This is a genomic window from Streptomyces herbicida (genome assembly GCF_032656585.1).
Lineage (GTDB): Bacteria > Actinomycetota > Actinomycetes > Streptomycetales > Streptomycetaceae > Streptomyces > Streptomyces herbicida.
Genome location: NZ_JAUYWJ010000027.1, coordinates 12119 through 29669, shown reverse-complemented (window position 1 = coordinate 29669; position 17551 = coordinate 12119). Strand labels below are relative to the sequence as shown.

Sequence of the window (17551 nt, the reverse complement as noted above, 5' to 3'; positions counted from 1 at the left end):
CCGTCGGTAACATTCAAGGGTTTTCCCTATGACGTCCTGCCCGACGATGTGCCCCGGCGACTCAGGGGCCTCGGCAGTGACACGGTCAACAGCCTTTCGTGGGCCAGCCCTTGGCGGACCGCGTACCGGCCGTTGCTACGGTTCACGCCGTGTCTGACTCCTCACGCGATACCGCAGAAGGCGCCGGCTGGGGCACCGCCGAACGGGGCGCCTACAAGCAGCTGATGCCGGACCATGTCGAGAAGCTGTCGTGGCTCAGCCCGAAGACGCTGTGGGCCGCCCGCAACGGGGTGGTGGCGTCCTGGTTCGGCGACCCGACGGGCCGCACCCGCAGTCGCTGGGCGGCGCAGCGCAGGGCCGCCGGCGCTCCCGCCGACAAGGTGGTCCGGCGGGACGAGGCGGACCGCTTCTCCTTCATGGTCATCGGTGACACCGGAGAGGGCGACGACTCCCAGTACGCCGTCGTGCCAGGCTTCTTGAAGGCCAGTCAGGACACGTCGTTCACGGTGATCGCAAGCGATGTGATCTATCCGGTCGGCGCCACCGACGACTACGGCACGAAGTTCTTCCGCCCGTACCGGGACTACCCGGCACCGATCTACGCGATACCCGGCAACCACGACTGGTACGAGGACCTCGGCGCGTTCATGCGCGTCTTCTGCGACGACGCCCCGCCCCTCGCCCCCGAGCCCGCGCCCCGCCCGCTCACCCGCGCCTGGTGGCGTGCCCTGCTGTGGCACAGGCCCCGCCCCACGGACGAACAACGCCTCGCCGAGGCACGGAAGTTGCGCTCTGCCCCGGCCCAGCAGGCCGTCCAGCCGGGCCCGTACTGGGCCATCGACGCCGGACCGGTGCGGATCATAGGCATCGACACCGGCCTGCTGGGCACGATCGACGCCGAGCAGGGCGCCTGGCTCCGCGAGGTGTCACAGGGACCCCGCCCGAAGATCCTCGTCACCGGATCCCCGCTGTACGTGGACGGCGAACACCACCCCTGCGCCATCGAGGGCGGCGGCACCGTCGACGACATCGTCCGCGACCCGGCTCACCACTACGTCGCGGCGATAGGCGGCGACATCCACAACTACCAGCGCTATCCCGTCGACGTGGACGGCCGCACCATCCAGTACGTGGTCTCGGGCGGCGGCGGAGCCTTCATGCACGCCACGCACACCATCCCGCGCGTGCAGATCGCCGGCGTCACCGAGGACGACTTCCGCTGCTACCCGCTGCGCGGCGACTCCCTGGCCTTCTACAGCCGGCTGTACGGCCGGCGGCTGCGCCTGCGCCGCTTCTTCACCCTCACGGAGGCCGAGGCCACGGCCGTCATCGCCGAGCGGCTCGGCATCAGGCCCGGCCGTGCCCCGGGCCCGGACGTGCGCGTCACCCGGCGCACCCGGCTGGTCGCGAGCCTCCTGGGAGCCGGTGGCCGCCCCGAGCGCACCTCCCGGTTCCGGCTTCCCGTGCGGAAGATCTACACGCAGCTGTTCTCACCGGGCTCGGCGACGTACAGCCCGCCGTTCTTCAAGTGCTTCCTGCGTCTGGACGTCACCCCGGAGGCGGTCCGGCTGCGCTGCTTCGCCGCGACCGGTAACCGCCCGCAGGAGCTCGATCCGCCGGTCGAGGACGAGATCAGCATCCCGCTGATCTGATCACACGGGCGCAATGTTCGGCTGCCACAATGGGGACAGAAGCGCAGAGCAGCCGAACGACTGCCGGAGGAGCTGTGCCGTCCACTCGACGCCCGCTGCGCAAGCTGGGCTTCCTCACCATCGGCCTGTTCGACGGTGCGGATCCGCGCCCGGGACACCAGTCCACGCTGGAGATCATCGAGCTGGGCGAACGGCTCGGCTTCGACAGCGCATGGGTGCGGCACCGCCATCTGCAGTTCGGCATCTCGTCCCCCGTCGCCGTCCTGGCGGCGGCCTCGCAGCGCACCAGCCGCATCGAGCTCGGCACCGCGGTCGTCCCGCTGGGCTGGGAGAACCCGCTGCGCCTGGCCGAGGACCTGGCGACCGTGGACATATTGTCCGGCGGCCGGCTGAACCCGGGCGTCAGCGTGGGCCCGCCCATGGACTACGCCCGGGTCAAACATGCCCTGTACCCGGACTCGGCCGACGCGGAGGAGTTCGGCTACGAGCGGGTGCGCAGGCTGCTCGACTTCGTGCGGGGCGAGCCGGCGATCGATTTCAGCGGTGCCGAGGGCTTCGAAGCCACGCGGCGGCAGCCGCATGTCGAATACAGCTCGGACGTGGTCCAGCCCCACTCCCCCGGGCTCGGGCGCCGCCTCTGGTACGGCGGCGGCAGCCTGAGCTCGGCGCGCTGGGCGGGCGAGCACGGAATGAACTTCCTGACCAGCAGCGTCGTCAAGGCGGAGGACCCGGAAGGACCGGTCGACTTCGCTGACATCCAGCTCTCCCACATCCGCGCGTTCCGCGAACGCCACCCCGACGGCGAGAAGGCCCGCGTCTCCCAGGGCCTGGTCGTCATCCCCACCGACTCCGCCACGCCCGAGCAACGCGCCAAGTACGAGGCGTACGCCGCCGCGCGCCTGCCCCGCACGGAATCACCGCAGGGCCCGGCGCGGCTGCTGTTCGCACCCGACCTGGTGGGCACCTCGGCACAGCTCGCCGAGCGGCTGCACGAGCACGCCGCGTTCCGGGAGGTCGACGAGGTGGCGTTCGCGCTGCCGTTCACCTTCGAGCACGACGACTACGTACAGATCCTCACCGACATGGCGGCACGGCTGGGTCCGGCACTGGGGTGGCGCCCGGCCGGCTGATCCCCTCGGCGTCCGTCACCAACGGCCCGGCTCGGTGCCGACGATCGCCTCCGACGGTCTGCCGTCCACGCCGACGGGCACGCAACCGGTGAGCATCACCCGGTGCATGGTCCGGGGGAAGCCGAGGTGGGCGTTGTCGCTGGGGGCCAGATGGATGGTGGCCCGGTTGTCCCAGAAGGCGACACTGCCGGGCTCCCAGCGGAAACGGACCGTGTACTCGGGCCTGACCGCCTGCTCCAGCAGCATCTCCAGGAGCGCCGCGCTCTCCGGCCGCGCCACGTCGGCGATCTGCTCGATGTAATAGCCGTTGACGAACAGCACCCGCTCCCCCGTCTCCGGATGCACCCGCACCAGCGGGTGGACGGAGGCGACCTGATGGTCCAGCAGATGCCGCAGATACGCGTCGTCTCCGGGCCGCGGCTGATACCCGACGCCCAGCCGGTGTTCGGCCCGCAGCCCGTCGACGAACGCCCGCACGGGGGCCGACAGCCCGGCATACGCGGCAGCCAGATTGGACCAGGTGGTGTCGCCGCCGTACGGCGGGACGGTCTCGGCGCGCAGGATCGTCGCGGCCGGCGGGTCGATACGGGCGCCGTGGTCGCAGTGCCAGCCGCGCAGCAGCGTGTGCCGGCGCCGTCGCAGCCACTCGTCGTGCTCCATGCCGAACCGTCCGCCCAGCTCCAGCCGGTCGGCCGTGGTCTCCACCTCGGGGAAGTCCGGCGGGGAGGCGCTGCCGCGCCGCCCGAGGACGACCGGTTCACCGAACCGGCGCGCGAACGCCACATGCGCGGCGTGGTCGAGTTTCTGGTCGCGGAAGAAGACCACCTTCCAGCGCAGCACCGCCGCCTGGATCTCGGCGACCGCCGCGTCGTCGAGCTCCTCCGCGAGGTCGACCCCGGTGATCTCGGCTCCGATGTGGCCGGCGACCGGCCTCACCTCGATCCCCGCGTCCCGCTCCGCCGTGCCCCTGTCCGTCGTCATGCACGCTCCGATCCGGTGCCGTCCTCGGTCGGGCCGCCCCGCTCTGCGGTTGATCACCGCTCACCCTATCCGTGACGCTGGGTGTACGACACAGCCGAGGGAAGGTCCCGCCTTGATCAGCACTCCGGCGCGCAAGCTCAACGACGGTACGACGGTCCCCGCCGTCGGCCTGGGCACCTGGCCCCTGAACGACACGCAGGCGGAAGAGGCCGTACGCGGCGCGCTCGGCCTCGGTTACCGGCTCGTGGACACCGCGGCCAACTACCGCAACGAGGCCGGTGTCGGCCGCGGGATCGCGAGCAGCGGGGTGCCCCGGGAGGAGATCGTGGTGACCACGAAGCTGCCCGGCCGCCACCACGGGTACGAGGAGACCCTGGCCTCGTTCGAGGAGTCCCGGCTGCTGCTGGGCCTGGAGTACGTCGATCTGTATCTGATCCACTGGCCGCTCCCCCGCGTCGGCAGGTACGTGGACTCGTGGCAGGCGATGATCAGGTTGCGCGAGGAGGGTCTCGTGCGGTCGATCGGCGTCTCCAACTTCGCGCCGGAGCACATCGAGCGCCTGGAGCGGGAGACGGGCGTCCTGCCGTCCGTCAACCAGGTGGAGCTGCACCCGCTCTTCTCGCAGGACGAGCTGCGGGTCTTCCATGCGGGCAAGGGCATCCTGACCGAGAGCTGGAGCCCGCTGGGCCGGGGCAGTCTGCTGCTCGCCGATCCCACGGTCGTCGCCGTGGCCGAGGCCCTCGGGGTGACCCCCGCTCAGGTGGTGCTGCGCTGGCACGTCCAGCTGGGCGCCGTCCCCATCCCGAAGTCGGCCGATCCCGGCCGGCAGCGCGCGAACCTCGACGTGTTCGGCTTCGAACTGGGCCCCGCCCAGATGGCGGCCATCTCCGACCACGCCCGAACGCGGCTCGGCGCGGACCCCGAGGTGCACGAGGAGTTCTGACCTACTGCTCCTCGACCCGCTCCCCGGCGGTGTCACGGCCGGCCCCGGTCGCGGTGAGGCTGCCGAGGATGTCCAGCAGCTCGGCGCTGCGGCTGCCCGGCTCGGCGTGGAAGACGACCAGGGTGAGGCCGTCGGTGCCGTCCATGGACAGCTTGTCCGAGTGCAGGTCGAGGTCGCCGACCTGCGGGTGGGTCAGACGGCTCACCCGCCCGCGCCGGGGCCGGACGTCGTGCCGGGCCCACAGGAGACGGAAGCGCTCGCTGCGCACGGACAGGTCGCCCACCAGGTCTCGCAGCCGCGGGTCGTCCGCGTCCGGGCCGGCGTGGGCCCGCAGGGTGGCCACGCCCTCCTCGGTGAGGTCCGCCCAGTCCCGGCGCAGCTCCCGCTCGGCCGGGTCGAGGAACACGGCCCGCAGCAGGTTCACACCGGGCCGGTAGTTGGGGCTCAGCGCCCGGGCCAGGATGTTGGCGGCCAGGCAGTCGGTGTAGCGGTTCTGGACGTAGGCGGGGTTGCGCGGCCAGCCGTCGATGAGCTGGAGGATGCTGACGGGCACCTGCTCCTGCGTGCGCGGCGAGCGCGCCCGGGCCGGGTGCCGTAGGCCGCCGGGCCGTTGCCGGGCCAGGCCGACGAGATGGGCGGTGGCGTCCTCGTCCAGCCGCAGCACCCGCGCGACGGCCTCCAGCACCTGGACGGACGGGTTGCGGTCACGGCCCTGCTCCAGTCTCAGGTAGTAGTCGGAGCTGATGCCGGAGAGCAGGGCGACCTCCTCGCGGCGCAGTCCCGGCACCCGGCGCAGACCGCCGCCGGGCAGCCCCACGTCCTGCGGCCGGACCAGCGCCCTGCGGGCCCGCAGGAACTCCCCCAGCGCGTTCGTTCCGTCCATGCCACCACCGTAGGGCCGGGTCCCGCCCGGTGACTGGCCCTGTCACTCCCAGGAACGCGGGGGCACTGCCGCCGTCGGCGGGACCGGCGCAGGGTGGATGTGGAGGGCGGGCCACCGGATCACCGGCCCGCCGGTACGGACAGCACGAGAGGTACGACATGTCTGCAACGCTCGGCGGAACCTTCACCCCGGCCGACGGTCCGGCCCTTACCCGTATGGGCTACGGCGCCATGCAGCTCGCGGGGCCGCACGTCTTCGGCCCGCCCAGGGACCGCGACCGGGCCGTCGCCGTGCTCCGCGAGGCGGTGGCGGCGGGCATCACGCACATCGACACCGCCGACTTCTACGGCCCCGTGGTCGTCAACGAGATCATCAAGGAGGCCCTGCACCCCTACCCCGAGGGCCTGCACATCGTCACCAAGGTCGGGGCCCGCCGCAGAGCCGACGGCGGCTGGATCATGTCCCGGCACCCCGAGGACCTGAAGGCACAGGTCCACGACAATCTGCGGCACCTGGGCCTGGAGACCCTGGACGTGGTCAATCTGCGCCTCGGCGACATGGACACCCCAAATTCGGAGTCGGTCACCGACCAGTTCGGCGCCCTGGCCGAGCTGCGCCGGCAGGGTCTGATCCGCCACCTCGGGCTCAGCGCCGCCTCCGCCGGCCAGCTCGACGAGGCACTGGCGATCGCGCCCGTGGTCACCGTGCAGAACCTGTACAACCTGGCCAACCGGCAGGACGACGCCCTCCTGGAGCGCACCGCCGCCGAGAAGATCGCCTTCGTGCCCTACTTCCCGCTGGGCGGCTTCACCCCACTGCAGTCCGAGACGCTGACCAAGGTCGCCTCCCGGCTGGACGCCTCGCCGCAGCAGGTCGCGCTGGCCTGGCTGCTGCGTCGCTCGCCGAACATCGTGCTGATCCCCGGCACGTCCTCACCCGAGCACCTGCGCGAGAACATCGCCGCCGCCCGTCTGGCCCTGCCCGCCGACGCGATCGCCGAGCTGGACGGCATCGGGCGGCAGGGCTGATCGGCGTCGGTCTTTGCCGGGGCTCTCGCCGGGGTACCCGGAGTCGCGAGGCGTGGGGGGCACGTGGTACGGAGGGAATCGCCGATGGACGCGGACGACCGGCTGCGGAAGTACCACGGCAAGCGCGACTTCGAGCGGACGGGTGAGCCGGCGGGAGGCTCGGCGCCCGCGGCTGCCGAGCCCCGGTTCGTCGTGCAGATCCACGACGCGCGGCGGATGCACTTCGACTTCCGGCTGGAGGTCGACGGTGTGCTGAAGTCCTGGTCGATCCCCAAGGGGCCGTCCACCGATCCCGGTGACAAGCGGCTGGCGGTGCCCACCGAGGACCACCCGCTGGAGTACGAGGACTTCGAGGGCGTGATCCCGAAGGGCGAGTACGGGGGCGGCACCGTGATCGTCTGGGACCGCGGGACGTACGAGCCCCTCAGCCACGACCGCCGGGGGCGGCCGGTGGACTTCGAGGAGTCCCTGGAGCGAGGGCATGCGACCTTCCGGCTGCACGGCTCGAAGCTGCGCGGCGAGTACGCCCTCACCCGGCTGCGCACCGACGGGAGCGACGACGCCTGGCTCCTGGTGAAGAAGGGATCGGCCCGCGCCCACGGCCACGGCACGCCCGACCCCCACCGGGCCCGGTCGGTGCGCACCGGCCGCACCCTCGCCCAGGTCGCCGCGGACGCCGAGGGGAAGTGATCGTCGGGCAACTTGCCTCCTGGACACTCGGATTGACGGGTTCCACCCCCCAAGCACGGCACCCTCAGCCACTTCGGCTCGGCCCGCGCCCAGGACGGCAGGTATCCGGCGGGCAGCGCGGTCCGGGAGGCGACCGGACCGGGGAACGTGCACATGGGCCGCGACCTCGGTGACACCCCCGTCGTGCTCGATGTGCTGTGCGTCCTGCCGCACGGCGCGTCGTTCTCCGAGGACGCCCCGAACCCCGGCAGCTCCTTCCAGTGATCACTGCCGCAGCGGTGATCACGTCTCGGGCAGCGGCTGTTCGGCCCAGATCGTCTTGCCGCTGCCCGTCTGCCGACTGCCCCAGCGCTGGGTGAGCTGGGCGACGAGCAGCAGACCGCGGCCTCCTTCGTCGAAGGCGTGCGCCCGGCGCAGATGCGGCGAGGTGGAACTGCCGTCGGAGACCTCGCAGATGAGCGCGCGGTCGCGGATGAGCCGCAGCTGGATGGGCGGTACGCCGTAGCGGATGGCGTTGGTGACCAGTTCGCTGACGACGAGCTCGGTGACGAAGGCGGCCTCGTCCAGCCCCCAGAGCGCCAGTTGCTCGGTGGCCGCCTGGCGGGTGGTGGCCACGTGCGCCGGGTCGGGCGGCACGTCCCAGGTGGCCACCCGGTCCGCGCCGAGCGCCCGGGTACGGGCGAGCAGCAGGGCCACGTCGTCGCCGGGCTGTTCCGGCAGGACGGCTTTCAGCACGTTGTCCCCGAGGGCCTCCAGCGAGTCGGCGGGCGCGGTCAGGGCGCGCAGCATCTCGTTCATCGCCCGGTCGAGGTCACGGTCGCGGTCCTCGACGAGGCCGTCCGTGTACAGGGCGACGACCGCTCCCTCGGGCAGTTCCAGTTCCGTCGCCTCGAACGGCAGGCCGCCCACGCCGAGCGGTGGTCCGGCCGTCATGTCGACGAGTTCGGCAGCGTCGCCCGGCAGGACCAGGGCCGGAGCCGGGTGGCCGGCGGCGGCCAGGCTGAGGCGGCGCGAGACGGGGTCGTAGACGGCGTACAGACAGGTGGCACCCAGCTCGGCGACCTCCGCACCGCCGTCCCCGGCCGCGAGGTGCGTGACCAGGTCGTCCAGGTGGGTGAGGAGTTCGTCCGGGGGCAGGTCCACGTCCGCGAGGGTCCGTACGGCCGTCCGCAGCCGCCCCATGGTCGCCGACGACTGGATGCCGTGCCCCACCACGTCGCCCACGACCAGGGCGACCCGGCTGCCGGACAGCGGGATCACATCGAACCAGTCGCCGCCGATGCCGGCCAGCGAGCCGCAGGGCAGATAGCGGTGGGTTACGTCGACCGCCGCCTGGCCGGGCAGTCCCCTCGGCAGCAGGCTGTGCTGCAGGGCCAGCGCGGTGGTCCGCTCCTTGGCGAAACGGCGCGCGTTGTCGACGCAGACGGCGGCGCGGCTGGCCAGTTCCTCGGCGAACACGGCGTCGTCGGCGACATAGTCGTTCGGGTGTGTCCTGCGGACGCACACCGCGACCCCGAGCGTGGTGCCACGGGCCCGCAGCGGCACCGCGATCATGGAGTGGACGCCCTCGCGGTAGGCGCGGCCGCCGGGCGAGAGGGCGTTGCGCTCCTCCAGCCACTGGACGAACTCCGGCTCGCCGGCCTGGCTGAGCACGGCCCGGCCCTCGCGCAGCGCTCGCGCCGGCGGCGAGGACGGCTGGTAGACGTTCACGTCGCCGAGGTGCACCGCCGCGCCCGGGTTTCCCTCGGTGGTGGAACCGTGGGCGACGCGCCGCAGGAGGACGTCCTCACCCACGGTCATCGGCAGCTCGTCCGAGCCGAGGACCCAGTCGAGCAGGTCCACGCTGGCGAAGTCGGCGTACCTCGGCACCAGGAGTTCCACGACCTCCTCGGCGGTGCGCACCACGTCGAGGGTGGTGCCGACTGCGGTCGCCGCGTCGTTCAGCAGGGCCAGCCGCCGCCGGGCCCAGTACTGGTCGGTGCTGTCGAACGCGGCCAGGGCGACCGCGGTCAGCTCACCGGCGGAGTCCCTCAAGGGCCACATCTCGATGCTCCAGGCGTGGTCCCGGTGCAGGACGGGCGCGCCGGTGAAGGTCTCGTAGCGGACCGGTCTGCCCGTCTCCACCACCTGGCGCAGATGGCTGAGGAAGCCCGGACTGTGCTCGGCGTCCTCCAGGTAGGTCCGGCCGACCAGCGTCTCCTCCGGCACACCCAGCTGCCGGCAGGCCGCGTCGTTGAGCCGCAGGTAGCGCTGGCTGGTGTCGAAGACCGACATCGACATGGACGCCTGCTGGAAGACCTGTCCGGCCAGGGTGGGCTCGGCTCCGCTGGACCGGTGGGCGGTGACCACGTGTCCCATGGGCATGCCGTCTGGGCCGAGCACGGGGCACGCGGTCAGTGCGAGCTCGACGCGGTGGCCGTCCCGGTGGCGCAGGGCGACGACTCCGGTGCGCGCGGCGACGGTCTCCGCGGGCACCTCATCGTCGAGCAGGGCGGCCGCCGGCCGCCCCACGACATCTTGCGCCGGGTGGCCCGTCAGCAGCCGCGCGCCCTCGCTCCACCCCGTCACCATGCCGAGGGCATCGATGATCGCCGCGGCCGCGACATGCTCCATATGCCCCAGGATGATCCCATTGCCTCGGGGCATCAAGCGCGCGGCGGCCTGCCTCAGCCCCGATGAGTGCGCAGTGCGGACAGGGCCCGGTCGGCGTGGGTGTTCATACGCAGTTCGCTGCGGACGACCTCCAGGACCGTGCGGTCCTGGGCGATGACGAAGGTGACCCGCTTGGTGGGCGCGATGGAGAAACCGCGCTTCACGCCGAACTGCTCACGGACCGATCCGTCGGTGTCGGACAGCAGCGGCATGCCGAGTGTGTGGCGTCCGGCGAACTCCTGCTGACGCTCGACGGTGTCGCCGCTGATCCCGACCGGCCGCGCGCCGACGGCGGCGAATTCGGCCGCCAGGTCCCGGAAGTGGCAGGCCTCGGCGGTGCAGCCGGCGGTCAGGGCGGCGGGGTAGAAGAACAGCACGACGGGTCCGTCGGCGAGCAGCTCCGACAGCCTCCTCGTCGTGCCGGTCTCGTCCGGCAGCGCGAAGTCCTCGACCTTGCCACCGACGTCGACACGCTCGTTCATGACCGGCCCTCCCCGTTGCGGGCGACACCACGGGCCCACAGCACCAGGGGCACCTGGAGTGGCAGCCGCGCGAAGGCGGCTGCCTTCAGCGGTGCGGGGCGGTGCCGCCAGTCCACGGCCATCTTCACGTTCGCGGGGAACACCCCGAGGAAGAAGGCGGCAGCGGCCCGCGCGGCGACCGGCCGGGTGCGCTGCGCCACCAGGCCCGCGGCGAGGGCCAGCTCCACGGCCCCGCTCGCGTACGTCCAGGTCCGGGGCGAGCCCGGCAGCATCTTCGGAATCGTCGCATCGAATTGCCGGGGAGCGGCGAAGTGGGCGACCCCCGCGGTGGCCAGCAGACCGGCCAGCAGCAAGGGTGAGCGTTCGGACCGGGGCACGGTTCCTCCTCTGACGACCTGTCGCCGGATATTACTCGACGGTAGGCGCAGTGGGTCGCTCGGGATGGCCGGGGCCGGTCCATGGAGAAGGTACGTCGGCCGGGCCGGACGCCAGGGACGTCACGAGTACCGTGCGCCGGCCTGGCGAGCCGGCCTGCCCGGCCAGTTGGCGCGGACGACGAAGGACACCGTGATCAGCAGCGCCCAGGAGACCCACTTCGACATCGACACCGGTTCCCAGCCGTGGAGCTGGTACGGATACCTCCAGGCACCGAGGTACGTGGCCACGTTCTCCGCCAGCCACAGGAAGAAGCCGGCCAGCGCGAAGGACAGGGCGAGCGGCATGCGGTGGCGCCGCTCGCCGACCGTGAAGTACATCCAGGTGCCCCAGGTCGCACACAGCAGCAAGCCGCCGAGGACCCAGCGCAGGTCGGGCAACCAGTGGTGAGTAAGGAAGTTGATGTAGAGGAAGGCGGCCACTGCGGCGGTGATCCGGGCCCGATAGCCGGTGAACGACAGCTCCAGCAGCCGCCAGGTCCGGCAGCCGTAGCTGCCGACGGCCGCATACATGAACCCTCCGTACAGTGGCACGCCGGCCACCTTGGTCAGTGCGGGCTCGGGATAGCTCCAGGCACCCACATGCACCTTGACCAGCTCGAAGACGAGCCCGAGAACATGGCAGACGGCGACGACCGCAAGATCCCGACGGGTCTCCCAGCCCAGCAGATGGCACACGACCGTGAGCAGCACGCCGTAGGCGAGAAGGAGGTCGTAGCGCGCCACGGGGAGCGGCGGCAGCATCCGGACCGCCGCCATACCGCCGAACAGCGCGACCGCGAAGGCGCAGCAGCGGGCCTGCACCCAGCCGAAAAGGGCTATCTGGCGGGCGAGGATCCCGGCCTGCTGCTTGATCTTGTGCATGTCAGGAAGACGACAGTTCGAAGCCGACGGTTGCAAGCCTGCCGGAGCCGCCGGCGGTGAAGGGGCCGATCGTTCAGGCCTTGCCCACCGGCGCACCGGCCTCGTGGCCGGACTCCTCCTCGACGGCGCACGCAAGGAAGTCGTCGACCATGCGATGGAACAGTGTGGCCAGCTGCCGCAGCTCCTCGGGCTTCCACTCACCGAGGGCGAGCTGCATGCCACGGGCTCCGGCGTCCCGGACCCGGTCGATGGCCTCACGGCCCGCGTCGGTGAGCCGGATGCGCTGGGCGCGGCGGTCGTCGGGGTCGGGGATCCGGGTGACATAGCCCGACTTCTGCAACTGCTGCACGGTGCGGGTCACATGGGAGGCCTCGACACCCAGCCGCTGCGCCAGCTCCCCCGGCCGCAGCGGGTCGGAGTCGGCGACCTGGCGCAGCAGCGCCACCGCGGCCCGGTCCAGCGGCACACCGGCGAGCGCCATCAGCCGCTCGTGCTGCCGGGCCCGGGTGCTCAGATACGTGATGCGCGTGAGGGCACGCTCGATCTCGACGACGTCCGGGGAGGCGGCGGAGGTGACGTGCGGCGGTTCTGTGCGCATAATCACCAGTTTAACCATATCGTTGCGTAACTCAAGTAAATGGAGAAGATCCGTCCCCGGGGACGTCCCCCGCGTTCCACGGGACGCGGGGACGGCATCCTGACGGTTCGTCACGGAAACGCTGGGTCTCGTGATCACGCTTCGTGGTCACGAGATCGACAGCCCGGAGGTTTCGATGATCCGACGGACCGTGAAGAGCGGCCTGCTGGCGACGATCGCGGTGCTCGCGCTCCTGCCCACGGCAGCCGGCGCCGCCGAGGCGGACCACACCGTACCGCTCCCCGCACCCAACGTCTCGGCGCAGTACACCATCCCCGCACCGCTCCCCACCCCCGCACCGCACCGTCAGGCGAAGCACCGCACGACGCACCACAAGTCCCGCCGCGCGCACCGCACCACGCACCGTGTGCACCGCGTCCGCCGCACGAGCACCACGCACTGCGCACACCGGGTCCGCCATGCCGTCCGGTCGGCCGGGCACCACCACGGCCTCCCCGTCGTGGGGCGTGTGACCACGCACCGCCTCGCGCTGAACGTCCGCTCCGGCCCGGGCACCGGCTACCGCGTGGTCGGCCACCGGCACCCGAACCGGCTCGTGGCACTCGCCTGCCGGACAGGCGGGTCCCGGGTGCGCGGCAACTCCACCTGGTACCGGCTCTCCCACCACAGGGGCTATGTGTCCGCCCGCTACGTCCGGGTCGGCACCGCCGCCCCCTGGTGCTGACCGCTCCGTCCCGCCGTACGCACTGACCCCGAGGCCTGTTCGGGAACCTCTCGTTCCCGAACAGGCCTTCGGCGTGTACGCACTTCACCCACCTCATACGTCACGACAGGTTGCACTTCCCCCTTCCCCGGGAAGCCATTCCGGCAACAGTGGGCGAAACGCCCATAGCGGAACCGGAGTCGAGGAACGCACCATGCGGCAGCCCGCAGAACCGACCGCGCCGGAGGAGCCGTTGATGGTGAGACTGCGCGAACTGAAGGACCGTACGGGGCTGAGCCTGGCGGCGCTGGCCGCCCGCACCCGGTACAGCAAGTCCGCCTGGCACCGCTATCTGACCGAGGGCAAGCGGCCTCCCCGCTCGGCCGTGGAGGCGCTCGCGCGGATCGCCGGCGTCGACCCGGCCCCGGTGCTGGCCCTGTGGGAGGCCTCCGGCGAGCATCCTGCCGGCAGCCCGCCGGACGAGAGCGGCCAAGAGAACCCGGCAAAGCGCCGGTTGCGGCGGCCGGCGGTGCTCGCCCTGCTGACCGTCACGGCCGCCGCGGCGGCCGCCCTCGCTCTGTCCGCCCGGCACGGCTCGCCGGGTACGCAGGCCGTCGTGGCGGCCCCCCGCTGCCACGGGAGATCCTGCCAGGGCGAGCTGCCCGACGCTTCGGCCTGCGCGCGCGACGCACAGACCAAGAGCACCGTCACCGACCCGGACTACGACGTCCGGCTGCGCTACTCACCGGCCTGCCGCACCGCCTGGTCGGAGGTGCGGGTGCACTCCCCGCACGCCCGGGAGATCTCCGTACGCGCGGGCGAGAACATGCTCTCGGCCACATATCCGGCCTACGACTCCACCGGCTACACCAGCCCGATGCTCGCCGTGACATCACCGCGGGGCGTGGAGGCGTGCGCCGAGGTGGCCGGGCAACTGGCCTGCACGGGGCTGGACGCCGACGAACCCGCGGAGTCCGGGGAGCAGCCGTGAAACGCTCGGCGCCTGCCGCTCGGGGCGCTACGTCGTGGGCCGGCGCATCCCGGGGGCGCAGGGGTCGGCGGCCGCCGCGGGGCTGTCCGCGCTGACCTACCTGCCGATCGGGGCCTTCTTGGCCGTACGACACACTCAAATATGCTTGCCTAACTCAAGTAAGTTGCCCTGAGCGGCGGCGGCCCCACGCGCCGTACCCGTGAGGACGGGGATCGGCGCGATCCCGGGGCCGCTGAGCGAGCGACGGCACGGGACCGAGACGGAAGAGACAGGTCACCTCCATGAAGAACTCCGTACGAGCCGGGCTGGCCGGGGTGCTCGCCTGCGGCGTCATCGGCGCCGCACTCGGCATCGTCCGCGACGACGTCGGCTCCGGTGACGACTCCACACCGTCGAAGGGCCCCTACGTCGCGCTCGGCGACTCCTACACCTCGGGCCCGAGGGTTCCCGACCGGACCGGCATACCGGTCGGCTGCGACCGGTCCGACCGCAACTACCCGACCCTGGTGGCCCGTCGACTCGGCCTCGACGCGGCCGACTTCCACGACGCGAGCTGCAGCGGGGCCACCATCGCCGATCTCTCGGCGCCCCAGTCCACGGACGACGGGGTCAACCCGCCCCAGCTGTCGGCACTGTCCGCGCGCACCCGGCTGGTCACCGTCGGGATCGGCGGCAACGACATCGACCTCATCGGCCTGATCAAGCGGTGCGTGACCGCGGGGGCGGTCTACTTCGCCACCGGGAGCGGCGGCGGCAACGGCAAGACCCTGCCGGGGGACGCGCCCTGCCGCGGGCAGTACGTCTCCGGGGACACCGACGAGGTGCGGCAGAAGACCGACACGGCGGGGCGGAAACTCTCGCGCACGCTGGGCGAAGCGAAGCGGCGCGCACCGCACGCCCGTGTCTACGTCGTCGGCTATCCGGCGATCCTGCCCGCCGACGGTCACGGCTGCAGGCGCGAGATGGACCTCGCGCCGGGCGACGTCTCCTTCCTGCACGAGAAAGTGCAGCAGCTCAACGCCGTGCTGCGGCGGCGGGCCGAGGCCGCCGGAGCGCGCTATGTGGACACCTACAGGCCCTCCGCGGGACATGACGCCTGCTCGGCCTCCGCCACCCGCTGGATCGAACCTCTCGTCCCCGCCTCCCCCGCCGCCTCCGTCCACCCCAACGAACGCGGCGAGCGCGGCATGGCGGACGCCGTCCTGTACGCCATGGGCGCCTAGCGCGGCCGCCGTCACTCCCCCCAGCAGTTTCCGGCACATCGGAAAGCGAGAGTCAGCCCATGGCCACGATGAAGTCCCTCCGCACCGGTGGCGATCGCGACGGCAACGGTGGTCGGCGCGTTCCTGCTGCCCGAGACGGTGCTGCTGATGCGGCGGATCGGCGGGGCCAGGCGTCTGGACGCACACCGACCTGCGCTCGATGTTCGCCCACCACGTCCACGGCCGGCTGCCCTGCCCGATGGTGCCGTTCAGGGGAACCGCTCCCGAAAGGGGCGTGAGCGCGCCGAGCGCGGTCGACAACTTCTGCCGTGACCCTGCCGCTGATCCCGCCGATGCTCGCCACTCCCGGAAGGCTGCCGCCCACCGCCCAGGACGCCCGGTGGGCCTACGAGACCAAGCAGGACGGCCAGCGCGCGGTGGTCTATCTGCCCGGCGACGGCTCCTTGCTGCTGCGCGCCCGCTCCGGCGAGGACATCACCGCCGCCTATCCCGAGCTGCGGCCGCTGGGCGGCGCCCTCGGCAGCACCCCCGCGATCCTGGACGGCGAGGTCCTCGCCCTGGACGAACACGGTCGAGCCGACTTCCAGTTGCTGCAGAGCCGCATGGGCCTGGCCCACGCACCGGCGCGCGCGGCGCGCCGCGCGGCCCAGGTCCCGGTGCACCTGGTGCTGTTCGACGTGATGCACCTGGGAGGGTCCCTGCTCGCCCGTCCCTACACACAGCGGCGGGCACGGCTGGAGGAGCTGGGCCTCGAGGGGCCCCACTGGTCCACCCCGGCCGCCGTCTTCGGCCACGGCACCGAGGCCCTGCGGGCGACCCGCGAGCACGGTCTGGAGGGACTGGTCTGCAAGCGCCTGGACTCGGTCTACGAGCCGGGCGTGCGCTCCCGCTCCTGGATCAAGATCCGCAACATGCGCAGCGAGGACGTGATCGTCGGCGGCTGGCTGCCCGGCAAGGGCCGGCTCACCGGACTGCCCGGTGCCGTGCTGGTCGGCCAGCGGGCCGCCGGGCGCCTGCGGTACGTCGGCGGTGTGGGCACCGGCTGGAGCGAGGCCGAGCGCACCGAACTGGCCGCGCTGCTGCGGGCCGCCGAGACCGGCGTGTGCCCCTTCGACCCGGTCCCGCCGGTCTCCGGCGCCCACTGGGTACTGCCCCGGCTGGTCGGCGAGGTCGCCTACAGCACCCGTACCCGCGCCGGACTGCTGCGCCAGCCGTCCTGGCTCCGGCTGCGTCCGGACCTGGCGCCGGAGGAGTCGGCGGCGGACATCCCCGATGAACCGGCCTGATCCCGTCTGATCCGGCCTGATCCGGGACCACTCCATCCTGCTTCCGGCCTGCCCCCCCTCATGATCCGAGAGTTGGGCCGTCCTTCACCACCGGTACGCGTGCGACCCCTTGGCCCGGAGTCGAAAACCCTGGAAGCTGAACTCCCTTTGCCCCCACAGCCGTTGGGCTGCGCCCAAAGAGGAGGACGCAGTGACGTCACCGAAGTTCAAGGCACACCGCAGAAGATGGCTCACAGGTTTCGCGGGCGCCGCCGCGCTCGTCGTCGCCACCGCCACCGCCGCGTACGCCGCCCCGCCCCCGGCGCTCCCCGCCAACGCCGAGCCCTCGGAGTTGAAGTACCAGCCGGCCTTCGACTACGACACCGACGGCTGCTACTCGAGCCCGGCCATCGGCCCCGACGGCACGATCAACGGCGGTCTGAAGCCGACCGGTGCGCTCAACGGCTCGTGCCACGACGCCTCCGACCTGGACAACACGAACAGCTACTCGCGCTACAAGTGCAACAACGGCTGGTGCGCCTATCTGTACGGCCTGTACTTCGAGAAGGACCAGGCACTGCCCGGAGTCAGCCTCGGCGGCCACCGGCACGACTGGGAGCATGTCGTGGTGTGGGTGCAGAACGACCAGATCAAGTACGTCTCCACGTCCAACCACGGCTCATTCACCGTGCACCCCGTCTCCGACGTCCGCTTCGAGGGCACGCACGCGAAGATCGTGTACCACAAGGACGGCATCAGCACGCACTGCTTCCGGCTCGCGAACTCGAACGACGAGCCGCCGGAGAACCACAAGCACACCTGGCAGTACCCGCCGCTGGTCGGCTGGAACGGCTACCCGGCGGGCCTGCGCGACAAGCTGAGCGCGTACGACTTCGGCAGCGCCCACTTCGGCCTCAAGGACGACAGCTTCGCCTCGCACCTCTCCTCGGCCAGGCCCTCCGGCATCGCCTTCGACCCCAACGCCTGAGCCGGAGCGGGTTCCCTGCCGCCCCGGGCGCGGCAGGGAACCCA

Annotated in this window: 17 protein-coding genes and 1 pseudogene; 11 read left to right on the top strand and 7 right to left on the bottom strand. The window is 71.9% G+C overall.

Going from position 1 to position 17551, the window contains the following annotated elements; all coding sequences use genetic code 11:
- Positions 1 to 149 precede the first annotated feature (149 nt).
- Together Q8A52_RS40225 and Q8A52_RS40220 are read left to right on the top strand one after the other, a co-directional pair.
- Positions 150 to 1652 carry a metallophosphoesterase family protein gene (locus Q8A52_RS40225; protein WP_316761334.1) on the top strand — a complete coding sequence of 501 codons (1503 nt, stop codon included), beginning with the start codon at positions 150 to 152 and terminating at the stop codon, positions 1650 to 1652.
- Positions 1653 to 1726: 74 nt separating this feature from the next.
- Positions 1727 to 2782 carry an LLM class flavin-dependent oxidoreductase gene (locus tag Q8A52_RS40220; RefSeq protein WP_316761331.1) on the top strand — a complete coding sequence of 352 codons (1056 nt, stop codon included), beginning with the start codon at positions 1727 to 1729 and terminating at the stop codon, positions 2780 to 2782.
- A 15-nt stretch (positions 2783 to 2797) separates the two neighbouring features.
- On the opposite strand, the gene Q8A52_RS40215 is transcribed toward Q8A52_RS40220, so the two are convergent.
- Positions 2798 to 3763: a TauD/TfdA dioxygenase family protein gene (locus Q8A52_RS40215; RefSeq protein WP_316761329.1), complete on the bottom strand. Its 966-nt coding sequence runs from the start codon at positions 3761 to 3763 to the stop codon at positions 2798 to 2800.
- 112 nt (positions 3764 to 3875) lie between these two features.
- On the opposite strand from Q8A52_RS40215, the gene Q8A52_RS40210 reads away from it, so the two are divergent.
- Positions 3876 to 4706, top strand: coding sequence for an aldo/keto reductase (locus tag Q8A52_RS40210; RefSeq protein ID WP_316761328.1), 831 nt, complete (start codon positions 3876 to 3878; stop codon positions 4704 to 4706).
- A gap of 1 nt (position 4707) precedes the next feature.
- Here the strand turns inward: Q8A52_RS40210 and Q8A52_RS40205 are convergent, their stop codons facing one another.
- Positions 4708 to 5589: a helix-turn-helix domain-containing protein gene (locus Q8A52_RS40205; RefSeq protein ID WP_316761325.1), complete on the bottom strand. Its 882-nt coding sequence runs from the start codon at positions 5587 to 5589 to the stop codon at positions 4708 to 4710.
- A 158-nt stretch (positions 5590 to 5747) separates the two neighbouring features.
- On the opposite strand from Q8A52_RS40205, the gene Q8A52_RS40200 reads away from it, so the two are divergent.
- The 3 genes and pseudogenes from Q8A52_RS40200 to Q8A52_RS40190 all read left to right on the top strand — a co-directional run.
- Positions 5748 to 6617 (top strand): oxidoreductase, encoded by an 870-nt coding sequence (locus tag Q8A52_RS40200; RefSeq protein WP_316761322.1) that lies wholly within the window; start codon positions 5748 to 5750, stop codon positions 6615 to 6617.
- Between the two features lie 84 nt (positions 6618 to 6701).
- Positions 6702 to 7307: a DNA polymerase ligase N-terminal domain-containing protein gene (locus tag Q8A52_RS40195; RefSeq protein WP_316761319.1), complete on the top strand. Its 606-nt coding sequence runs from the start codon at positions 6702 to 6704 to the stop codon at positions 7305 to 7307.
- A gap of 51 nt (positions 7308 to 7358) precedes the next feature.
- Positions 7359 to 7571, top strand: a pseudogene (locus Q8A52_RS40190) (cupin domain-containing protein); the annotation flags it as partial.
- Between the two features lie 18 nt (positions 7572 to 7589).
- Here the strand turns inward: Q8A52_RS40190 and Q8A52_RS40185 are convergent.
- From Q8A52_RS40185 to Q8A52_RS40165, 5 genes are all read right to left on the bottom strand, one after another.
- Entirely contained in the window at positions 7590 to 9920 is a 2331-nt protein-coding gene (locus Q8A52_RS40185; protein ID WP_316761316.1) for an ATP-binding SpoIIE family protein phosphatase, read from the bottom strand.
- 53 nt (positions 9921 to 9973) lie between these two features.
- Complete coding sequence (locus Q8A52_RS40180) at positions 9974 to 10441, bottom strand: peroxiredoxin (protein ID WP_316761313.1); 468 nt, start codon at positions 10439 to 10441, stop codon at positions 9974 to 9976.
- On the bottom strand, positions 10438 to 10818 hold the full coding sequence (locus Q8A52_RS40175; RefSeq protein ID WP_316761310.1) for a DoxX family protein: 381 nt from the start codon (positions 10816 to 10818) through the stop codon (positions 10438 to 10440). The genes Q8A52_RS40180 and Q8A52_RS40175 overlap by 4 nt, the downstream gene beginning before the upstream one ends.
- A gap of 120 nt (positions 10819 to 10938) precedes the next feature.
- Positions 10939 to 11739 carry a DUF817 domain-containing protein gene (locus Q8A52_RS40170; RefSeq protein ID WP_316761308.1) on the bottom strand — a complete coding sequence of 267 codons (801 nt, stop codon included), beginning with the start codon at positions 11737 to 11739 and terminating at the stop codon, positions 10939 to 10941.
- A gap of 73 nt (positions 11740 to 11812) precedes the next feature.
- Complete coding sequence (locus Q8A52_RS40165) at positions 11813 to 12337, bottom strand: MarR family winged helix-turn-helix transcriptional regulator (RefSeq protein ID WP_316761305.1); 525 nt, start codon at positions 12335 to 12337, stop codon at positions 11813 to 11815.
- Between the two features lie 130 nt (positions 12338 to 12467).
- Here Q8A52_RS40165 and Q8A52_RS40160 point away from each other — a divergent pair, with 130 nt between their 5' ends.
- The 5 genes from Q8A52_RS40160 (at position 12468) to Q8A52_RS40135 (ending at position 17507) form a co-directional block, all read left to right on the top strand.
- A complete protein-coding gene (locus Q8A52_RS40160; RefSeq protein ID WP_316761302.1) occupies positions 12468 to 13061 on the top strand; it encodes an SH3 domain-containing protein in 594 nt (197 codons plus the stop codon).
- 193 nt (positions 13062 to 13254) lie between these two features.
- Positions 13255 to 14031, top strand: a complete 777-nt coding sequence (locus Q8A52_RS40155) for an XRE family transcriptional regulator (protein WP_316761300.1) — start codon at positions 13255 to 13257, stop codon at positions 14029 to 14031.
- 281 nt (positions 14032 to 14312) lie between these two features.
- On the top strand, positions 14313 to 15254 hold the full coding sequence (locus Q8A52_RS40145; RefSeq protein ID WP_316761298.1) for an SGNH/GDSL hydrolase family protein: 942 nt from the start codon (positions 14313 to 14315) through the stop codon (positions 15252 to 15254).
- 308 nt (positions 15255 to 15562) lie between these two features.
- On the top strand, positions 15563 to 16540 hold the full coding sequence (locus tag Q8A52_RS40140; RefSeq protein WP_316761297.1) for an ATP-dependent DNA ligase: 978 nt from the start codon (positions 15563 to 15565) through the stop codon (positions 16538 to 16540).
- Positions 16541 to 16730: 190 nt separating this feature from the next.
- Positions 16731 to 17507, top strand: a complete 777-nt coding sequence (locus tag Q8A52_RS40135; RefSeq protein WP_316761294.1) for an NPP1 family protein — start codon at positions 16731 to 16733, stop codon at positions 17505 to 17507.
- The last annotated feature ends 44 nt before the right edge of the window (positions 17508 to 17551 follow it).